Here is a 22366-nt window from a genome sequence, read left to right as displayed (position 1 = left end):
TCTCTTTATTTATTCCAAATAAAGAGGGAGTCCTTGCGCATCGAAAAGGATTATATAGCAGAGAATATGAAATGAATAATAATTCGACGAAATTGTTGAGGTTAATCAGATTATTTAATTTAGCCTGTGACTATTTTATATTTAATTTTATTGGTCGTTTATTATATTTCATTTAATTATTTTATGGAAATTAATAAACATTCGGAAGGTTCTTATTAAAGGATAAGAGAAATTAATGATGTGGCGAGGTGGAAATCTTATCACTCGCCTATTGCTGCGCATGACAGTATTCGATTTGTTTCCACGTTTCGTTGATGTGCCATTTAATTTTCTGGTGATAATTTAACCATGCGTAAAACTGAATGCTTTTCTTGATAAACATCAGCAAAGTTTTATGTAAATGGACTTTTATTAATCTACATATTCATATGCGACAATTTTTAGTTTCTATAAAGGTGTTTCATGTTTCTTAATTAAATAAAGAAAATGCGTCATTCCTTTTTAGTCACAATAAAATTGCGGATATCTATAAGGGAAGGTTTGACATGGAATACCAATCAGGCAAGCGAGTTTTATCACTATCATTGGGGCTATTAGGTCTGTTCAGCGCATCGGCGTTTGCTTCTGACTCACGAACGGTGAGTGAACCGAAAGCACCGTCTTCCTGTACGGTGCTTAAAGCGGACAGCAGTACGGCCACGAGTACGATTCAAAAGGCTCTGAATAATTGTGGGCAAGGAAAAGCGGTAAGGCTGAGCACAGGGAGTTCGTCCGTCTTTCTGAGCGGTCCGCTTTCTCTGCCTTCTGGCGTGAGCTTATTAATCGACAAAGGGGTGACCTTACGTGCAGTGAATAACGCCAAATCTTTTGAGAACGCGCCATCATCCTGCGGCGTCGTCGATAAAAACGGTAAAGGCTGTGATGCGTTTATTACCGCAACGAGTACGACAGGTAGCGGAATCTATGGGCCGGGCACTATTGATGGGCAAGGCGGTGTGAAGCTTCAAGATAAAAAGGTGAGCTGGTGGGATTTGGCCGCCGATGCCAAAGTGAAAAAGTTAAAACAGAATACTCCCCGGCTGATTCAGATTAATAAGAGCAAGAATTTCACGCTGTATAATATCTCTCTCATTAATTCCCCGAACTTCCATGTGGTATTCAGCGATGGTGATGGTTTCACCGCGTGGAAAACCACGATCAAAACACCGTCTACTGCCAGAAACACCGACGGTATCGATCCGATGTCATCAAAAAATATCACTATTGCCCACAGCAATATTTCGACGGGTGACGATAACGTGGCGATCAAAGCCTATAAAGGCCGTGCCGAAACGCGCAATATTTCCATTTTGCATAACGAATTCGGAACGGGACACGGTATGTCGATCGGCAGCGAAACGATGGGGGTTTATAACGTGACGGTCGATGATTTGGTCATGACTGGCACCACGAATGGCTTACGTATTAAAAGTGACAAATCGGCGGCAGGGGTGGTCACTGGCGTTCGGTATAGCAATGTCGTCATGAAAAATGTGGCGAAACCGATCGTGATTGATACGGTATATGAGAAAAAAGAGGGAAGTAATGTTCCTGACTGGAGCGACATTACGTTTAAAGATATTACGTCCCAAACCAAAGGCGTAGTGGTACTGAACGGCGAGAACGCGAAAAAGCCGATAGAAGTCACCATGAAGAACGTCAAACTGACAAGCGATAGTACCTGGCAAATCAAGAACGTCACGGTTAAGAAGTAGTTCGCTTCTAATAAGTTGTTTTGTCATGACAACGTTCAGAGCGTTGACAAATCTACTTACAGAACAAGAACGGTGGTAATGGGATAGAAGAGTAAAGCGTCCGCGCCAGGGACAAAGGCGTTAGGAACGCCTTTGAACGTTGCTTGCGACGGCCCTGAAAGGGTGAATCTCAGGGATGAGATTCATATCCGCGCGGCTCGAGCTTACAGGGAGGGACTTGCAGCGTCTTTACGATCTACCCATTATCACCGCTCGACTCACTTTTTCAGCAATCGCAGCACCGTTATTTATAAAATGACAGCGTGCATTGAGTGTACTGACTTAACGCTCACGCAGCGCTTCATTGACCTTATTCAGCGGTTTAATCAGATAGTCCATCACGCTTTTTTGACCGGTTTTTATCTCAACGCTGGCGACCATGCCGGGCACGATGGGGAATTTTTCTCCGGCTTTGTTGGTCAGCTCTGCCTGCGCGGTGCGCACATAGACTCGATAATAAAACTGATCGCGCCTGACTTCGTCCTGAAGGGTATCGGGTGACACGCTTTCGACTTCACCCGTTAAATTGCCGTAGATGGACGCATCATAGGCGGTGATTTTTACCGTGGCGGGCAAACCCGGCCGGATATAGGCAATATCGCGCGGGTTGATGCGTGTTTCGATCAGCAACTGATCTTCCAGCGGTACAATTTCCATCAGCTTACCGCCCGGTTGCAGCACGCCGCCCACGGTCGTTACCTGAATGTCTTTCACAATTCCGCGTACCGGTGACGTAATCGTCGCGCGCTTGAGCTGATCGGCTTTCCCGCTGACCACTTCCATTTGTGCTTCCAGATCGGCGTTGTTTTTGACCTGTTCTTCCCGCGCCCGTACGGCATATTGGTTGTTGGCTTCGTCGATTTTTCCGCGGATTTCGCTAATCTGACGGCGTAAGCGAATCACCTCGACGGCGCTGGCAGCACCGCGCTGCACCAGCGGCTCTGTCATCCGCAGCTCTTGTTCTACCAGCCGCATAGACTGTTGCAGGTTGGCGACCGTTTCATCGCGATTGCGCAAACGTGATTCATAAAGCTGACGTTCGCGTGCTGCCAGCGCCGGTTCCTTCATGGTTTCTTCGCTGAATTTTAGCGGTGCACCGCTGAGCTCGGCGTGCAGCCGTTCGGCGGAGGCCCGTAGCGTCTGCACGCGGGAGAAGGCTTCGCCGTAGACGGACTGGAAGCGGTTGATGTCCAACTGCGCCAGCACCTGACCCTTCTCGACGACGTTGCCCTGCTGCACATACAGCTGGCCGATGATCCCGCCATCCAGACTTTCAATCACCTGCGCGCGGGTCGACGGCGTGACTTTGCCGCTCCCGACGGAAACCTCATCCAGCACGGCGAATTTGGCCCAGATAAAAAACACTATCAGCCCCAGTAGGCTGAGCCAGATAATGACGGAGACGCGTCGACCCTGGCGTTTCAGGTCATCGTGGATAGTGATGCTACTCATTGTATTTCCCCTTACGCCACGCTCTGTGCGGTATCTGCCGGTTTGCTGACTGCTTTCAGGATCTGATCGCGCGGGCCATCAGCGACGATGCGCCCGCCATCCATGACGACCACGCGGTCAACCAGCTTGAGCAGCGCCGGACGGTGTGTCACCAGCACCAGCGTGCGGCCGGTAAGCCAGTTGCTTAATTGCTGAATAACGTGGCTTTCCAGCTGTTCGTCCATTGAGGCGGTGGGTTCATCCAGCAGGACAATTTGGGGATTACGCAACAGCATCCTGCTGAGCAGGATCATCTGTTTCTGCCCGCCGGATAAACCGCGCCCGCCTTCATGAATGATGCGATCCAAACTGGAAGCATCCTGTTGGATCAGGCTGAGCGCGCCGCTAATGCGCAGCGCCTGCAACAGTTCCTGTTCGGTGGCGTGCGGGTTGCCGAGCATCAGGTTTTGCCGCAGGCTGCCGAAGAACAGGCGCGATTCCTGTGACAGAAAACCCAACTGGCGGCGGACATCGGCTGGATCGATCTGGCTGATATCGACGCCATCAATAATGACCTTGCCGCGCGTCGCGGTCGCCTGATTGGCAAGCAGCTTGAGCAGGGTGGATTTCCCCGCGCCGACCTTACCCAGCAGCGCCACTTTTTCGCCCGGTTTGATTTCCAGCTTTCCGACCTGCAAGGCGGTATCGCCCTTTTCGGGGTCGTAGCTGTATTGCACGTTGTGCAGTTGGAAGTGCCCTTGAAGGATCGGGCAGTGTGCCATTTTGCCCTCTTCCGGCCGATCCAGCGGTTTTTGCAGGAGGTCATCCAGCCCGGTCATGGCGGTTTTCGCATGTTGCCAGCGGGAAAATACCATCGTTAGCTGCATGAGCGGGGCGATGGTGCGAGAAGAAAGCAGACTACAGGCCACGAGCGTACCGGTGGTGATATCACCGGCCATCACCAGATAGCAGCCGAAAACCAGCATGCCAGCATAGGTGAGCTGTTGAACGGTCGATGCCCAGCCGCTGAGCCGTGCGCCCCATACGCGCTGCTTCATCCCGATGGCGGCGCTGACTTCGTGAGTTTGCTCCCACTGGCGTTGGAAGTAGGGTTCAGCCTGCAACGCTTTAATATCTTCGATCCCTTCGATGGATTCGACCAGCACCGCATTGCGCAATGCGCTTTCACGCATCCCTTCTTTAGCGAGCTTCGCCATCGGCCATTGCAGCAGCAGGCCGGGGATCACAATCAGCGGGATCGCCAGCATGGGAATAAACACCAGCGGGCCGCCGATCATCGCCATGATGCCGAGAAACAGCAAGACGAACGGCATGTCAGCGGCCGCCCCGACGGTCGTCGAGGTCAGCAGTTCACGCACCTGATCGATTTCCCGCAGTTGAGAAATAAACGAGCCTGTGGATTTCGGCCGAGCCTCATTTTTTATCGCCAGCGCGCGGGCAAACAGCATACCCGACACGTTCAGGTCGATGCTTTTGCCCATCAAATCGGAAACGACGGTGCGCGACAAACGGATGGCATACTCTAATGCAGCGGCCAGCAGCACGCCGAAAAACAGCACCCACAAGGTGGGGATCGACTGCGCCGGAATCACGCGGTCATACACCTGCATGGAGAACAGGATCCCCGCGAGCGCCAGAACGTTACCCACGATAGAGGCCAGAGAGATTTCCCCGATCTGTCGTTTTGCGCCGCGAAAGTGCTGCCAGAACCAGTGCTTGCGGTACGGTTTGACGAAATCATCGATGCGGGTATCGCGGCCACGTTCCGCGATGCCGACCAGCACGACAATCCCCTGACTGTGTTTGATGAGTTCTGTCAGTTCGGCTTCGCGCTGAAGATCGCCGCCGTCATTCAGCCAGTAGGTGGCGATGCCTTCGTCATTCAATGATTCGATGACGATAACGCCGCCGTCATCGGTTTCCGCCAGTACCGGCAGGATCTTGTTACGCCAGCGGAGTTTCTCCGTATGGCGCAGGCTGATGCTCAACCCCATCAGGTGACTGATTTGTTCTAACTGGCGGGCAATCGGCTGCTGTTCGTACCAGCGCATCTGCTGGCGTACCGACTGAGTATCCACCACCTGTCCATAGTGGGCGGCGGCGCGAGCCATCGCGGCAATCCAGACTTCAGTTTGGGCAACGTGTGTCATTGATATTCCTGCATGTTCTTATCCGGCAGGAGCCGGCTTACAGCGACGGTAACGTCTCGCCAGTGGTTTCATGACGCTCAATACCCAGCATATCCAACAGATTATCGACGGCAGCGGCGTAGTTAACCGTCGCCTCCCAGCCGTCGTATAACGCGCCGATGCGTGAGGTTTCGGCCTGCAACACGTCTTGCTCCACGCTGAGCAGGTCGTTCAGGCTGCGCTTACTGAGTTTGTATTCATCCTGATAGACATTGCGGGTGTAGGTCGCGCTGGTAATTTGCTGCTGGCTGGCTTTTTCACGCTGCTGCGCACCGATGAGATCGGCATAGGCCGTTGAGGCTTTCTGGTTCATATCCAGCTTCGCCGCTTCGACTTCGGCCTGCGCCGCTTCGCGCGTGCCTGATGCGGCATCAACGCGTGCGCTGACGGCTCCGCCCTGATAGAGCGGGGCTTCTACCACCAGCTGGAGCTGATCGTCCCAGTAATTACGCCTGTCAGTTTCATAACGGGTGCGACCTGCCTGCACGGCAATGGTGGGAAAGTGTTGCGCTTCTGCCTGACGAATCCGGTGGCGCGAGGCCTCTTGCTTGGACTGTGCGCTCAGCACCGCATTACTCTGCTGGTACGGGAGCGCCTTGAGCGTAATCTTTTGTTGCAGCAGCGCGCGTGGCAGATCGGGCAGGACGGTGGGGAGAACGCCGGTTAACACGCTGAGCTGGGCCAGTGAGGAACGCTCCAGTGCCCGATACTGTTCCAGCGTCGCCTTCATGCCCGCGATGCGGGTTTCCGCTTGCAGAATATCGGATTGCGTACTGAGACCGGCCTCGGCGCGGAGCGTCGCCGTGTCTTTTACCACACTGAGCGATGTGATATTGCGTTCGGCCGCCAGACTCAGTTCCTGATAGCGTTTGACTTTCAGGTAGGTAAGCAAGGTTTGCTGGCCGACCGTGGTCATGGTGCCGTAGAGCTGATAGCGATAAGCATCTGACAGGCTGTGCTGCTCATCAATGCTGCCGCCCGTCTTACCGAAATCGTACAGGAGCTGTTTCAGCGTAAGACCCGCCGTCGAATTGTTGCTCATTGTGCCGCCAGTATCACTTTGATCTGACCGACCGACATTGCCACTCAGACCGATTTGCGGGAACCAGGCGCTTTGCGCCACGCGCAGATCGGCTTCGCCAACGCGAATTTGTGCTGAGGCCTGCGCGATTTGCGGGTTGCGTGCGAACGCGCGGAGAATGGCTTGCTTGAGATCCAGACTATCGACCTGCTGCTCCGTTGGTGCGGCAGACCAGTCAAACGCGACGGCCTGAGCGAACGTCGGCGAGCTAGAGAAGAAAGGAAGGCCACCGCAGGCCAGCCCGATCGCCAGCCCGACAGTCAGCACACCGCGCGGCGTGTGATGGCGTAATGTGTGCGTAAAAAAAGCGCGATTGCGCGGAAAAAACATGCCCCTGATAAAAAATGGTTTGTGCATCAATGACCCCTGTTTTCATCACTCTTTGTTTTAGTTCCTTTAAAAGGGCGGCCAGCCTGTTAGTAACAGTGGTTGTTTTTCCCTAACTGACCTCCTCTCAAAGCCTCCCCCTTTGGCTGGGGGAGGCGTTAACACTTAACTCTTAAAACACGGTTACACCATATTGACTAGCAGGCCTTGCTGTACCAGTACATCTCCCAGGTTGTTGGCGTTATCCAACGATGAATGGTGGTAGACGTCGAAACGTTGACCATCAATATCGCGCTGTCCTACCGTGCTCCACGCGCCTTCGCCCGGGATCAGGTTCACCTGATTGCCTTCTCCCCCGACGATCAGTAAGTCGTCTTCTGGTCGGTCGGTGACATTCAGGGCGCGGTCGAGATCCAGCGTGATGCTGTTGGTGCCGTTTTGGCCTAAATCAAAGATTTCCACGTTGTCGATTTTCAACCCCAGCGCGGTGAGATCCAGATTGAGATCGGCGCCATCCAGAACCAGCGTATCAATGCCGTTGCCGCCATCGATCTGGGTAAAGTCGAGCGTTGAGAGCGTAATGAGGTCATCGCCTTCACCGCCTTCGACATCTGCTCCCGTTTGCACACTGCCGTCGGCCAGATTGATGACAACACCGCCGATGGCGTAAACGCTGTCTTCCACGTCGGTACTGGCGCTATTGTCGAGGGTGTTGGTCTCGCTGAGCGCAGCCGCCGCCACTTTCGAACTGACATGAAGGGGTTGTACCTCGGCATTGTCCCCGGTATCGAGCGGTTCGCTGGACAACGACGCCACCTGCGCGACGCTGCTATCGTCAACGTCCAGCGCCATCATGCTCATCAGCGGTAACCCGAGGGAGATACCGGAGGTTAATCCAGCGGAGACGCCAGTGAAGTTGCCCGCCTGATCGGTGACGGAGGCTTCAACCGCCGTACCCAGCAGCGCCGTCAAAATTGCGCCAACGTTCAGGACGTTGATCCCCAGTAGTGAACTGGTGAAGTGCGCGTTCCATTTGCCATCGGCACCGACGGTACCCTGTAGCGTCTGGCCGAGCAGCGTGACGGTCACTTTGGCACCCTGCTGCACGTAGCGTGATGTCCCGCTGACGGTGATGCCGTTTGCCAGCAGACCAACGGTATTTCCCACCAGCGACCCCACCGCATCAATGCCCAACTGCGGCAACTGGTGCGTTTTCACGATCACATTGCTGCTGGTGTTGTTGGTGTTGCCATAGCGGTCAGTGACTTTGACACCGACGGACAAATTGCCATCGGCGATGTTGAGCAGGTTAGCGCTCGGTACGCTGATGCTCCAGGTGCCGTTGCCGGCGACAGCGGCGCTGAGCACAAGCCCGCCCACGGTCAGCGTGACGCTACCGCCTGCCGCGTTAGTTGTGGTTCCGCTGATGATCTGGTTTATGCCCGCTTCGGCCAGATTCAGGTAACCGTCCCCGCCAAACAGAGAGCCGAGGCTGACCGTCGGCAGCATGTGAACGCCCACGCCGATTGATGCCCCCGCGCTGGTACTTTTTCCAGCCGCGTTGGTCAGAGAGGCGTTGAGGGAAAGCGTGCCGTCAGTCAAACCGTTGAGATCGAGTGAAGGCAGGCTGACGGACCAGTTCCCGTTGCTTTGCACCACGGCAGAGTAGGTCTTGGCACCCAGTGAGATCTGGATTGTGGAACCTATCGCATTGGTACTGGTTCCGCTGATGACCTGACCCGCCGCTGCTTCGACGGCATTGAGCAGGCCGTCACCGCCAAAGAGTGGACTGATGGTTAGCGTCGGTTGACCGTTAATCGCCACGCTTACGGTACCGGCTTGCGTGCCTACGTTACCCGCCGCATCGACCAGACGCACACCGACGTTAGTGACGCCATCCGCAAGGGCTTTCAGATCGAGGCTAGGGACCGGCAGGCTCCAACTGCCGTTTGCACCGACCGTTGTGGTGTAGGTTTTACTGCCCAGCGTGACGTTGATCGCGGTGCCTGCTGACACATTGGTCGTAGTCCCGCCGATGAGCTGCGTACTTAACAGGCTAGGGAGATCCAGAACACCGTTGTTGAACAATGGGTTAAGGGTAATCGTCGGCGGCAAGATGGCGATGTTGAGGCCCGTGCTGATACCCGTGCTGTTGCCTGCTGGGTCGGTTACCGTGGCACTGACGGTGAGGTTACCGTTCGCCAAGCCGGACAGTTGCAGCGGCGTGACGCTGGTGCTCCAGGTGCCGTCATTGCCGACGGTCGCGTTTAGCGTCAGGGTGCCAATACGAATCACGACGGACGATCCTGCGACGGCGTTAGTGGTGGTGCCGCTAATCGTCTGCGTCAATGCGGCTTCTGCGGCATTGAGGAAACCATCACCGCCAAACAGTGAGCCAAGGTTAATCGTCGGCAGAGTTTTGGCAATAATGTTGATGGCGTTATTGACCGTACCGATATTGCCGGAGGTATTCGTGATCGACACATTCAGCGTGGTGTTGCCATCGAGCAGCGTACCGAGATCGGACGGCAGCAACGTCAGGCTAAACGCGCCCCCGGCCCCGACTGTAGACAGGAAGGTTTTACCGCCAAGGGTAACCGCAACCTGCGATCCTGCGCTGGCATTGGTGACCACGCCACCGATCGTTTGTGCCGCCAGCGCTTCTGCCGCGTTGAGGAAACCATCGCCGCCAAATACCGGGTTGAGCGTTATCACTGGCTGTGCGAAATCGAACTTGATGCCGGCATTGCCGCTGGCGCTATTGCCTACGCTGTCTGTCGCGGTCGCGGTCACGGTGAAATCACCGCTGCCGAGCCCTTGCAGAATACCCAGTATGCTTGGAGTAACCGCGGCGCTCCATTTGCCGTCCAGACCAACGGTCGCGGTGACCGTCTGTGAACCCGCAATGCTAAGCGTAATGGTTCTGCCTGCCAGACCGGTAGCCGTGCCGCTCAGGGTTTGGTTGACCAGCAGGTCGCCCAGATTCAGCAGGCTATCGCCAAAGGCCGGATTCAGGGTAATGCTCGGCAAGTTCTTGATGACCGTCGGGACGTTCACTATCTGGCTGGCGGTATTGCCCGCATGATCGGTGACCGCAACGCCCAGCGCCAGCGTGCCGTCCTGCAAGGCTTGCAGGTCGAGAGCAGGAACGGACAGGCTCCAGGCACCGCCTGCACCGACGGTAATCCCAGTGTAAATTTTGGTGCCCAATGTCACGGCGACCGTTGCGCCAGCAGCGATATTCACATTGCTGACGATACCGCTGATAATCTGGCTGGTCGTGGCATCTGCGGCATTCAGCGCGCCATCCGTGAAGGCCACAACAGAGTCAATGACCGGCAGGGATTTCAACACGTCAATGTTGACTAGCTGATTCTTCACGTTGCCGTGTGAATCGACGATGTCGACGTTAACCGCCAGCACGCCATTGCTTAAGCCAGTGAACACGTTCGAGGGCAGGGCAACGCTCCAGGCTCCGTTGGCTCCGACGGTGCCTTCCACTGTGGTGCCTAACACGGTGACCTGTACTTTCGCGCCCAGATAGTTGCCGGTCGCGTTACCGCTGATGACCTGCGTCAACAGTGATTCGGCCAGATTGAGGATGCCATCGTTACCGAAGATATCGGTAATGCCTGCGCCGAGCGTTTTGTTCAGCGCAACGTCCAGTGTGACATCAAGGTGAGCGGTATTGCCCGCTGTATCGGTCAACGTCACGCCGATGACCTGCGGCCCGTCAATCAGGTTTTGCAGATTGGCGGACAGGATTGGAAGACTCCAGTTGCCGTCGAGACCGACGGTTGTCGTGCCCGTCAGTGGCCCGGTGGTTAAGGTGACGGTGGCACCCGCTTCGCCTCTGCCGGTAATCGCTGCGCCCGCTACGGCTTCAGCCAGCGTCAGGATGTTGTCATCAAACAGCGTGACGCTAAGCAGTGGGATATCGGTATCAACGGTAATAACCTGCGTATCCGTTGTGGTATTGCCAGCTTTATCCGACAGCGTCGCGGTGATGACGTAGTTACCGTCGGCTAACTGTGCCAGATCGGCGGCCGGGACATTGACACTCCAGGCGCCAAGGGAACCAACCTGAGCGCTGTAGGTTTTACCATTCAGGACGATGGTGACAATTTGTCCCGCCTCTGAGACGGAGGCCGTACCGGTAATCGCCTGCGCGGTGCTCATTTCAGCCGCGTTGAGCACGTTGTTTGTAGCCAGAGCGACAATATTCAAATCGGGCGCGACGGTATCCACGGTGACGCTCGTGGTCCGGGCCGCGTCCAGAGACGCCGCGGTTACGCTGATCGCCCCCTGACCAGCAAAGGCTGGCAGGGCTGGGATGGTAATGGTCCAGTTACCGTTGATGTCGGTGATGGGATCGGGCTGAAGCGCTACCCCGTTGACCGAAACTTGTACTGCGGTCTCTGATGACGCAGGACCAATAGAACGCCCAGAGATCGTAATGTTGCCATTGATCTCGACGGCATTGATGATGTTGTCGGTCGAGATAGGGTCAATGGTCATGATGGGCTGAGTTTGCGTCAGGTCAACAGTAAAGTTAACGCTGGATGGCGGCGTTGAGTTGCCTGCTCGGTCCTGCGCACTGACGGAAAGCGAATAGGTCGTGTTGGACAATACCTGCAATGCAGAGGAAGGGAGGTCAAGGCTCCATAAGCCACCGTTGAGAATTTTGGTTTGGTAGTCCTGACCATTCAGTCTGACGGTCACGTTCTGGCCAATTTGTAGTCCGGTCGACGTCCCGCTGACGGCCTGCGTTGCCCGGCTTTCCGCATAGGTAAGACCGTCCAGACCGGCGAAGGCCGAAATCGTAATGGTCGGTGCGGCCTGAATCGCGAGGTAGGCCTGAGAATTCAACGTACTGCTGTTACCGAGGCTGTCCGTGGCCGTGATGCTGATATTTTGCGTACCGTCGGCAAGCTGGGAAAGCTGGATTGGGGTGAGCGTTGCGGTCCAGACTCCCCCGCTAAGCTGTACGACAAGCGGTTCACCGCCAAACGTGACGTCCACGTTTACCGCATCGCCCGCGGTACCGCTTAGCGTCCTGCCCAGCAGCGTAGCGGCTTCCGCAATGCTCATGTAGCCATCGCCAAACGGCGTATTCAGCGTGATGGTCGGTGGCGTGAGATCGCTGTCAAAGACGATCGGCGTAGACCCTACGTTGCCGGCCGCATCGACGGCGGTGACGGTGATGGTATGTTGGCCGTCGCTCAGCGAGTTCAGCGCATTAGGGGGCAGCGTAACGGACCAGTTGCCGAGACCATCGACCGTTGCGGTGTAGCGAATGCCGTTGAGGTCGATCTCCAGTTTAACGCTTTGCCCGTTGCCGCCAATCTGCGTGCGGCCAGAGAAGGTCAGTGCGGATGCGGCTTCGGCACCGCTCAGAATATTATCAATACCGAATGGCACCACGTCGATAATCGGCGCTGGCAGCGTCTGCGCCGAACTCACGTCGAGCGAGGCGCTGGTGTTGGTATTGCCAACCCAGTCGGTGACCTTGACGCTAATGCTGTAGTTGCCTTCGGTGAAGATCGCCAAATCGGCAAGGCTTAGCGCTCTGGACCAGCCGCCTAAGCCGTCTGCGATGGCGGTAAAGGGGGTGTCGACCAGCGTAGTTTTATTGGTCACCGTCACGATGACTTCCTGACCCGCGCTGGTAATACCGGTTTTACCGGTCAATGTCTGGATGGCCTGAATTTCAGTGGTGTTCAGGATGCCATCACCAAACGGCAGGTCCAGCGTGGCCACGGGCAGAGTGGTGGTCAGTACATTCGCCGTGGCTGCTGTGGTGCTGGTGTTGCCCGCCGTGTCGGTTACGATGACGGTGAAATTCACCGTGCCATCCGGCAGGTCGATCAGCGTCTGGCGACCCAGCGATAACGACCAACTGCCGTCGGCATTCACTGTAGCAGGGAGGCTGGTGCCGTTAATGCTGACCGACACGGTTTGCCCCACGTTGCTGGTGAGCCCCGTTTGTCCGGAAAGTATAGCGCCCGGCTGTGCATCGGCCAGACTCAATTTGCCATCGCCGAACGGCGTATCCAGCGAGGCGACGGGAACACCCACAATAACGCTGGTGAAGGATCCGCTGCCTGAACCGGTATTGCCTGCATGGTCCGTGACGGTCACATTGATGGTTTGTGTACCATCACCAAGTGCAGCGAGATCGGCAGCGGGTAGCATCACACTCCACTGACCGTTTGCTGCCACTGTGGCGCTGTAGGTGGAGGTGATCGTACCGTTGGTTACCGAAACCGACACGCTCTGGCTTGGATCGATGAATCCCGTCGTCCCCGTCAGCAGTTGATCCACCGTGCTTTCTGCCTGATTGAGCACGCCGTCAACAAACGGGGTAGCGATGCTGATGGCGAAATTGGTGTGGATGACGACATCCAATGTGCCGCTCGCACTGCCGGTATTGCCCGCGTTGTCTGTGACCGTCGCGCTGACCTGCATGTTGCCATCTGCCAGAATGCTAAGTGCATTGGCCGGAATCGTGGCGCTCCACAGGCCGCCCGCGAGCGTCACGCCCGTCGTAGTGTAAGTCCCTATCGTGACCTGAATCACTGTCCCGACGGGCAGGTTGGTGTAACTGCCGCCAATCGTCGTTGCCGTCGCCAGCTCCGCAATAGTCAGGACGTTATTGTCATAGAGCGAATCTAGCGTCAGCGTTGGGAGCGACTGCGTTTTTAACGTGATATCAATGCTGGTGGCGCTGGCATTCCCTGCGCCGTCGGTCACGCTGGCCGCCAGTGTTTTCACGCCGTCGCCCAATGCCAGCAGGTCGCTTGCCGCAACGGTGATTTGCCAGACGCCGTTACTATCGGCGACGACGCTATAGACTGCCGTACCGACGTTGATCGTGACCAGAAGGTCCGCTTCGGCCTTGCCGCTCAGCGGTAGCCCGGCCAGCGCGTCCGCCAAACCGATGTCGCTGGTGTCAACCAACATGTCGATGGACAACAGCGGTGGGACGGTATCGACCATGAACGGATGGGTGGCTGTGGCCGGGTTCTGTGCGATGTCGCTGACTGTTGCAGTAACGTTCTGGCTGCCCTGTGGCAGGTTTTGCACATCGCTAGCCGGAACGGTGGTGCTCCAACTGCCGTCCGCACCAGCGGTCGCCAGATATGTTTTGTTATTCAGCGTCACCGTGATGCGCTGTCCCACTTGAATATTCGTGGTTGAGCCAGAGATGAGCAGGTCAGATTGCGTATCCTGCGCGCTGATGACATCGTTACCCGATAGGGTGGCGATGGTGATGGCTGGCAGATTAGTCACATCGGTGATGACGGTAATGCTATGCGTCACTGAACCGGGGTTGCCGCTCACGTCCGTTACGCTGGCACTTACGGTTTGTTTGCCATCAGGGATGCTGCCGACATCGGTTGCAGGAACCTGCACGCTCCAACTGCCATCCGCACCCACGGTGGCAAAGTAAATTCCACCGTTGAGGGTGATGGTAACTTGCTGGTTCTGTTCTACATTCTGACTGCTTCCGCTGATGGTCAACGGCAGACCTGATTCGGCCAGATTGAGGTAATCATCGGTCGACAGCGTGGCTATCGTCAGGGTTGGTGCTTTAGCCGGATCGGTATCCAGCGTAATCGAATGGCTTACCGTGCCGGTGTTGCCGGCCGCATCGGTCAAGCTGGCAGTGATTGCCGTGATGCCGTTCGGCATATTTTGCAGGTCGCCAGCAGGCACGGTGACGCTCCAGGTGCCATCCGTCTGCGCCAGCCCCTGATAGATCTGCCCGTTGATGGTGACGTTAACAATGATAGGACGGCCGCTGTCGTGGATGGGCGACGTACCGCTGATTTCCAGCGGCAGCAGGCTTTCCGCAATGTTGATGATATCGTCAATGCCAATCGGATTGATGGTCAGCACCGGTGGAGTCAAGTCAACGAAGGCGCTGCCCTGAACGGTGGAGGTATTGCCTGCCGCATCGCTGACGGTAACGGAAATATTTTGTATACCGTCTGCCAGCGCGTTCAACACGCTCGGTGACAGTTGCAGGCTCCAGTTACCGTTGTTGTCAACCGTGCCGGAATAGACCGTGGTGCCAATGGTCACGCTGACGGTTTGCCCGGCGCCACGCAGGCCCGTCGTGCCGTAGAGCGTCTGTCCGGCCTGAGCGTCGCTGAGATTCAGGTAGCCGTTGCTGAACGGCATATGCAGCGATGCCACCGGTGGATTATGGATGCTGACGCCCAACTGCTGCGTCCCCGACAGGGCATTACCCGCCTGATCGACCGCCGTGACGTTAACTGTGATGACGCCATCCCCCAGCACTTGCAGGTCGCTGGGCTGAATGGTGGCGCTCCAGGTCCCGTCTGGCTGAACCTGTGCGGTGTAGGTTTTCCCATTGAGTATGACATTGACGTCCGTGCCTGGCACCACGTTGACGGCACCGCCGTTAATCGTAATACCGTTTGCCGCTTCGAGCACGTTTAGCTGGTTATCCCCGGTGATTGGCGCAATAGACAGCCCACTCGCGTTAGTGTTAACCATGACGGCGCTGCTGGATGTTGCGGTATTGCCGGCGACATCATTCACGCTGACGGTAATCGTCTGGCTGCCGTTAACCAGCAGTCCCATGTCAGTATCCGAAATCGTGGTGCTCCAGCCTCCATTCGACAGAACCTGTGCGGTATACGCCTTGCCATTGAAGCTAATCGTTACCGTCTGGCCTTGCTCAACGTTTTTACTGGTGCCGCTGATCACTTGGCTGACCCGAGCTTCCGCCCCGTCAATAATGTTGTTGCCAGCGAACGTACCCATCGTGACGACCGGCGCGTTGAGCGGGCTGGCATCGACGACAATGGTTTGCGTTGTGGTCGTGGTATTGCCTGCGGCATCGGTCAGACGTGTCACTACGCTGTAACTGCCGTCGGACAGGTTGCTCAGATCGGCTGACGGAATGGTGATGCTCCAGGTGCCGTCACCGCCGATGGTGCCGCTGTAGGTTTTCCCGTTCAGCGTGGTGGTGACCGTTTGCCCCGCGCTAGACGGTGAGGCGGTGCCGGTGAGCAACTGATTACTTTGTACCTCGGTGCTGTTCAGAATGTTGTCGGTAGCAACGTTGCCTGCCGTCAGCGTAGGCGGTGTACGCGCCACGGTAACGTTACTGGTTAAGGTGCTGCTGTTTCCGGCTGCGTCGCTGACGCTAACCTGCAATGCGGTGCTGCCATTCGGCAGATTTTGCAGGCCATTCGCAGGCAGAGAGATCGTCCAGTTACCTGCCGAATCTACGATCCCTGTGTACGTCACGCCGCCGAGTGTGGCCGTGACGGTTTGCCCTGGTGAGGCGATACCGGTTGTGCCGCTGAGCGTCTGAGTCACGCCCGCTTCTGTGGCATTGAGGATGCCGTCGCTGAACGGCGTATTCAGCGTCAGCGCTGGGCTACTGTGGGTGAATACCTCGATCGTACGGCTGCCGCTTAACACATTCCCCGTACTGTCTATTGTCGTGACGGTCAGGGTTGAAGTGCCGTCGGCCAGCGTGCTGACATCGGCTGCTGATACGGTGATGCTCCAGGTGCCATTCGGTTGTACGACACCAGCATAGCTTTTCCCGTTCAGCGCAATCGTGACGGCGGTGCCGGCTGCCACATTCTGGCTGCTGCCGTTGACGGTGAGATCTTGCGCGGCTTCGACTTGATTCAGCTTGTCATCGCCCGCGACGGTATCGATGGCGATACCGCTCAGGGAAGTGTTCACCGTAATGGTCTGGCTGAGCGTTGCGGGGTTACCGCTGACGTCGTTGACGCCAATCGTAACGGCATGCGCGCCTTGTGCCAGATGAAGGAGATCGACAGACGGTACGCTGACGCGCCATTGGCCGTTGCTGTCAACCGTTGCGGTGTAGATGTTGTCGCCAAGCGTCACGGTAATTCGCTGCCCCGCCTCGACATTCAGGCTGCCGCCGCTGATGATTTGCGCGACGTTGATTTCGCCCCCGTCGATGATGTTATTGAGCGCGATAGCGTTGACGGTGAGCAGCGGCAGATTGGCCGGATTGGCATCCAGCATTAATGATCCCGTGCTGGTGGCGCTGTTGCCCGATACGCCCGTCAGTGTCGCCGTCACGGTGTAATTGCCGTCAGCCATAGCCTGAAGGTCGGCGGCAGGAACTGTGGTGCTCCAGCTACCATCAACCTGAATCTGCGCCTGATAATTTTTATTGTTGATCGTGACAAGGACGGTGCGTCCGGCTTCTGACTGTAGCGCGTGACCGGAGATCACCTGATCGTTCAGGCTTTCAGCGGCGTTGATGATGCCATCGTTGGTCAGCGGTTTCAGCGTCAGAAGAGGGCGAACCATATCGACGGTAATGTCGCGAATGCCCTGTATGCTGTTGCCTGCGGTATCCGTCGCTTCTACGCGAATGGTCTGTACGCCAGTTGGCAGAAGTTGCAGGTCGGCAGCGGGAAGCGCGGCACTCCAGTTCCCCTGATTATCCACGGTTGCCGTATAGGCTTTGCCGTTCAGCGTGACGATGACGCTTTGGCCGCCTCCGGCAATTCCCGTTTTCCCGGTCAGGTTCTGCCCGCTGGATGATTCGATGATGTTCAGTATGCCGTCGCCGAAAGGTTGGTCAATCGTTGGCTGTGGCAGGTTGTTAATATGGATATCAATATTGCGGCTGGCGGTGACAGGGACATCACCGGGGTTGGCGACGCTGGCGGTAATGGTGGTTGTGCCATCCGGCAAGGCGAGCATATCACTGCTCTCGATCGTGACGCTCCAGCTCCCGTTTGCGGCAATCGTGCCAATATAGGTCTTGCCATTGAGCGTAACGGTAACGCTTTCTCCCAGCGTCACGTTGACCGTCGAACCCGAAATGGTCAGCGGTTGTGATGCTTCCAGACGGTTGATCTGGTTATCAATCGCGACAATGCTGATGGAGATACTGTCATTATCCATATCAACATTGGACCAGTTCTCATGACTGCCCTCGTTTCCAGCCAGATCCGCAACTTGCGCAGTGATGGACACGGTGCCTTCAGAGAGCTGCGCCATGTCTTCGGCGGGGATTTCCACGCTCCAGTTCCCACCGCTTCTAATGGCGGCGAAGTAGAACTTTTTGTTAAGAAGAAGGGTGGCGATCTGGCCGGTTTCCACATTCGCGCTGGTGCCTGTCAGCCATTGGCTGACGTTGAGATCGGCCGCGGTGATGACGTTGTTTTCATTGACGAAAGCGTTAACGAAGATCGTCGGCTGGAATGCCGGATCTGCACTGAGCGTAATGGACTTCTCAACGCTGACGGTATTCCCCGCGGTATCGCTCAGCGACGCGGACAGTGTGTAGTTGCCATCAGCCATGCCGCGCAGGGCTGCCGTGGGCAAATTGATACTCCAGTTGCCATCGGTGCCAACAACGCCGGTATAGAACTGCCCATCGAAGGTGATAACGACGGTGCGACCCGCTTCGCTGATTGAGGCGGTGCCGTTGACAGTCTGGTTGCTTTGCGATTCGACCATGTTGATGGTGTCATCGCCTGCAAGGGTGCCGATAGTCAGGGTAGGGGCCGTAAAGTCGGTTGGGCTAACAAACGTTTTACCCGCCTGATTGCCCGCAGCATCCTGTGCGGTTACCAACAGCGTATTGTTGCCTTCTGGTAGCTGCTGGAGATCGGCCGCAGGGACGGTGACTTTCCAGTTACCTGCCGTATCAACCGTTCCCGTATAAGATTTCCCGCCGAGGGACAAGATGACCGTCTGCCCCGCACCGCTGATACCGGTATGGCCGGTAATCGTCTGGCTGACCAGCGCCTCTGCGCTGTTCAGTGAACCGTTGCCGAACGGGGTATCAATCGTCGGTTGTGGCAGGGTATGAATGTGAACGCCAAGCGTGTGATTGTCCGTTACGGCAGCGCTTCCCGCCACATTCACGCTGGCGGTGATGGTGGCATTGCCGTCTGACAGAAGCTGGAGGTCGGCGCTAGGGATTTGCAGCGTCCAACTGCCGTCGGCGGCCACGGTCGTGGTGTAATTCTTTCCGTTCAGCGTCACGGTCACCGTCTGCCCCGCAGGGACATTGGCGGTATTCCCGCTAATCGCCAGCGGTTGCAGGGATTCTGCCCGGCTTAACAGGTTATCGCTGGCGACAATGTTGATGGCGATGCTGTCGCCAGACTTATCGACGTTGATATTCTGGCTTCCGCTTGCGGCGTTGCCCGCTTTGTTACTCACGTTAACGCTAATGCTGTGCGCACCGTCCGCCAGCAGGGCAACATCTGCGGTTGAAACGTTGATGCTCCAGACACCGCCGGATTGCACGGTGGCAAGGTAGGTTTTTCCATTTAGACTGATGGTGACAACCTGTCCCGCCTCAACGTTGGTGGTGGTCCCGCTTAGCTGCTGGCTGACTTTTGCTTCTGCGCCATCAATGACGTTATCGTCCGCGAAATTATTGATGGTAATGGTTGGCGCGGTGGTCGTACCGCTGTCAATGGTCAGCGGGCGGGTAACCGTTGTGGTGTTGCCTGCGGCATCGGTCAGCGTAATGGTCAGGTTCTGGTTACCGTCCGCGATAGCCGCCAGATCGGCCGTTGGCAGCGTAACGCTCCAGTTTCCGTCGTTGCCGACGGTGGCGGTGTAGAGTTTGGCATTTAGCGTAACGGTGACTGTTTGACCGGCTTCGCTGAGCGATGCGGTCCCGCTGACCACCTGATTAACGGCCAGTTCTGCACCATTGAGGATATCGTCCTGAGCGATAGCGGAGACGGTGAGCGTCGGCGGCGTCGTATCTACGGTGATATTCTGCGTGACGATAGTTTCGTTGCCGGCGATATCGCGGACGACGATCTCCAGCACGCTAATGTTGTCTGAGGGCAGGCTTTGCAGCACGTCTTTAGGGATCGTGACCGTCCAGTTCCCGTTGGCATCCACCGTTCCGGTAACGTAATTCCCACCGATCGTCAGGCTGACGGTTTGGCCTCTGCCGCTAATTCCGGTTTCCCCACGGATGACCTGATCCTGCGCGGCTTCGGCTCCGTTTAATACGCCATCGGCGAAAGGCGGTGTCAGCGTAATGGAAGGGAGCGTGTTGATGTGTACATCCAGCGTGTGGTCGACGGTGACGGTATCACCACTGATTCCCTGTACGCTGGCAGTCAGGGTATTACTGCCGTCTGACAGCAAAAGCAGGTCGGCGCTGGGGATGTCCAAAGACCATTTGCCGTCTGCTCCCGTTGTGGTGGTGTAGGGTTTCCCGTTCAATATCACGGTGACAGTTTGGCCTGCGGCAACGTTGGCCGTTGTGCCATCAATCGTTAGCGGCTGCCCAGCTTCCACGGCATTCAGGCGATTATCAAATGAGATGATGCTAATGTTGACCGCTTCGGCGTTGGTGTCCACCGTGATGGTTTGGGGCGGCAGCGTGGTGGTGTTGCCTGCTTTATCCGTTAATGACGCCACCAGATTGTAGGTGCCGTTAGTCAGCGCCTGGATATCACCGGAAGGAATGAACACGCTCCAGGCGCCGTCGCTCTCTACGGTGGTGGTATAGGTGATACCGTTGAGTGTCACCGTCACGGTTTGACCAACATCCGACAGGGAGGCCGTACCGGAGACAAACTGTGAGGATTGCAGTTCGTCAGCGGTGATCAGGTTGTTGCCGGTAAACGGCGACAGGGACAGCTCTGGCGGCGTGGTATCGACAATAATGGTGCGGTTGACCACGGTAGTATTGCCGGCGCTATCGCTAATCGTGAACGACATAGCGTGCTCACCTTCGCTCAGTGCGCGAAGATCTGCGGCAGGTACGGTCAGGGTCCAGGTACCGGCAGCATTAATGGTCGTTGTATACGTTTTTCCATTCAGCGTGATGCTGACGTTCTGGCCTACTTCACCGGTTCCGTTGAGGATCTGGCCGTTTGCCAGCTCTCCGACGGTGAGGTAGTTATCGCCCGTGAATTTATCAACGGTTAAATTCGGCGGCAGGGTATCAATGGTGAGATCGATCGTTTTCTCATGGATGACGCCGTTTGCACCCGGTACGCTCACTTTTAATGCGTAAACGCCATCTTGCAGCCCGGTAAATGCACCTGCTGGCAGCGTAAAGTGCCAACTGCCGTCGGTGGCAATGGTGGTGGTGTAAACCACGCCGTTCAACGTGATAGTGACGGTTTGCCCCGCGCTGACGCCGGTTGTTTTCCCGCTGAGGACATGAGGTTGGCCGATTTCTGTACGGTTCAGCCCGTTATTTCCAGCAAAGGCATCGACGGTTAAGGGCTCTTGCGGTGGCGGTGTGGCGTTGTTGTCATTGCTTGATGACGAGACAGCGACGGCGACCCCAGCGACAGCGGCTCCGCCGACGGCGACCGCACCCAGAATGCTGCCCAGCGTGGTTGCAGATAACGTACTGGTTGTCGTGCTACCAATCAGCAATGACGTCATATCGCCCAGCGCGGTGTACTCTGGCGTAAGGGCAACGGCTTCCGCCGTGAGTGCGGCTCCCTCTGCCGCCGCCGCACCAGAAAACTGTGCATGGATGAGTCGGGTGCCATCGTCAAAAACCAGCTCGCTGTGATAGCCCGCGGCATCCAGAGTAAAGAAGCTTTCATAGCGGACGGTGGTACCGTCGCTCATGTGCAAGATAAGATCGTTGCCGACACGCTCATAGCGAGACACCACGTCGGGTGTGCCAAAGATTCTGACGGTGCTGCTTTCCAGCAATTCGATATTCGTCGCTCCCTGAGGAACGGCGTTGATGAACTGACCACTATGACGCGACAGGATATTTGCATTTCCCGCAATAACATTCATATCTGACATGAAATAGCCTCTTGCTTATCTGCACCATTGTCTTAATACCTCTCACAGCGGATCGGGGCCGCAACGGGAGACGTATGGGGAGATGCACCACCAATACAAAAAGAGGGGGCGCTAAAGCTGACCTGGTTCAGAAACAAAAAGCAGTCGTCGTCAAATATGATTAACAATATTGCTGTGTATCCCTCTGTTATGGGGATTAGGTTATCGGGATCATATTCACCCAATTCTTGATATTTATAGGTGTGGCTTAACTAAAAATCCAACTTTTTTGAAATGTTTTGAAAATAAAAAATATGACAATATTCTTACGTATTAAATCACTTAGCGACATTGCCCTCCCACTCTTATCATTACCACACTAATTATCATGTTAAATTACCATCTCTTAGCGAATTTTGTGGCTTGGCAATACGCCTTTTGCCCACATTTGAGTAGGAGGCGATGGGGATACTCACCGTTAAGATAGTGTCTTTATCTGTGTTTGTTGTATCAATTTGTGTTTATTTTTGTTGGCGGTAATACATGAGCGTTAAACGAGGTATGTTGCCAGCAAAGTGATAACGAAACGTGATAATCAATGATTTTTTCTTATGGTTGGTGCTGGCGATACCGAGCGTGAATTTTGAAAAGATGGCATCTGGTATAACGCTGGATATGAGAATTATTCTTGATATCACGGTCATCCCTATTACACTGCGGGCGATTGTTTTCATCAGAGAGACCAGGTT

The 22366-nt window shown here is 55.8% G+C and carries 6 protein-coding genes; 1 reads left to right on the top strand and 5 read right to left on the bottom strand.

Annotated elements, in window-relative coordinates; translation table 11 throughout:
* Nucleotides 1–545 precede the first annotated feature (545 nt).
* Complete coding sequence (locus tag QWJ20_RS05485) at nt 546–1754, top strand: glycoside hydrolase family 28 protein (protein ID WP_433992032.1); 1209 nt, start codon at nt 546–548, stop codon at nt 1752–1754.
* Nucleotides 1755–2075: 321 nt separating this feature from the next.
* Here QWJ20_RS05485 and QWJ20_RS05480 read toward each other — a convergent pair whose 3' ends face one another.
* From QWJ20_RS05480 to QWJ20_RS05460, 5 genes are all read right to left on the bottom strand, one after another.
* Nucleotides 2076–3245 carry an HlyD family type I secretion periplasmic adaptor subunit gene (locus QWJ20_RS05480; protein ID WP_433992031.1) on the bottom strand — a complete coding sequence of 390 codons (1170 nt, stop codon included), beginning with the start codon at nt 3243–3245 and terminating at the stop codon, nt 2076–2078.
* A gap of 11 nt (nt 3246–3256) precedes the next feature.
* On the bottom strand, nt 3257–5395 hold the full coding sequence (locus QWJ20_RS05475) for a type I secretion system permease/ATPase (protein WP_433992030.1): 2139 nt from the start codon (nt 5393–5395) through the stop codon (nt 3257–3259).
* A gap of 37 nt (nt 5396–5432) precedes the next feature.
* The gene (locus tag QWJ20_RS05470; protein ID WP_433992029.1) at nt 5433–6872 is read right to left on the bottom strand and encodes a TolC family outer membrane protein; all 1440 of its coding nucleotides are present in this window, start codon (nt 6870–6872) and stop codon (nt 5433–5435) included.
* A 153-nt stretch (nt 6873–7025) separates the two neighbouring features.
* Nucleotides 7026–21638 carry an Ig-like domain-containing protein gene (locus QWJ20_RS05465; RefSeq protein WP_433992028.1) on the bottom strand — a complete coding sequence of 4871 codons (14613 nt, stop codon included), beginning with the start codon at nt 21636–21638 and terminating at the stop codon, nt 7026–7028.
* Between the two features lie 500 nt (nt 21639–22138).
* Nucleotides 22139–22351, bottom strand: coding sequence for a hypothetical protein (locus QWJ20_RS05460; RefSeq protein WP_433992027.1), 213 nt, complete (start codon nt 22349–22351; stop codon nt 22139–22141).
* Between the last annotated feature and the right edge of the window lie 15 nt (nt 22352–22366).

It is taken from the genome of Pectobacterium sp. S5 (assembly GCF_051707265.1).
GTDB lineage: Bacteria > Pseudomonadota > Gammaproteobacteria > Enterobacterales > Enterobacteriaceae > Pectobacterium > Pectobacterium polare.
This window is presented reverse-complemented; position numbering and strand designations above follow the sequence as displayed.

Excerpts from the sequence above, each read along its gene's own strand:
- QWJ20_RS05485 (WP_433992032.1), top strand. The coding sequence starts at position 546 with ATGGAATACCAATCAGGCAAGCGAGTTTTATCACTATCATTGGGGCTA.
- QWJ20_RS05475 (WP_433992030.1), bottom strand. The coding sequence starts at position 5,395 with ATGACACACGTTGCCCAAACTGAAGTCTGGATTGCCGCGATGGCTCGC.
- QWJ20_RS05465 (WP_433992028.1), bottom strand. The coding sequence starts at position 21,638 with ATGTCAGATATGAATGTTATTGCGGGAAATGCAAATATCCTGTCGCGT.
- QWJ20_RS05470 (WP_433992029.1), bottom strand. The coding sequence starts at position 6,872 with ATGCACAAACCATTTTTTATCAGGGGCATGTTTTTTCCGCGCAATCGC.
- QWJ20_RS05480 (WP_433992031.1), bottom strand. The coding sequence starts at position 3,245 with ATGAGTAGCATCACTATCCACGATGACCTGAAACGCCAGGGTCGACGC.
- QWJ20_RS05460 (WP_433992027.1), bottom strand. The coding sequence starts at position 22,351 with ATGAAAACAATCGCCCGCAGTGTAATAGGGATGACCGTGATATCAAGA.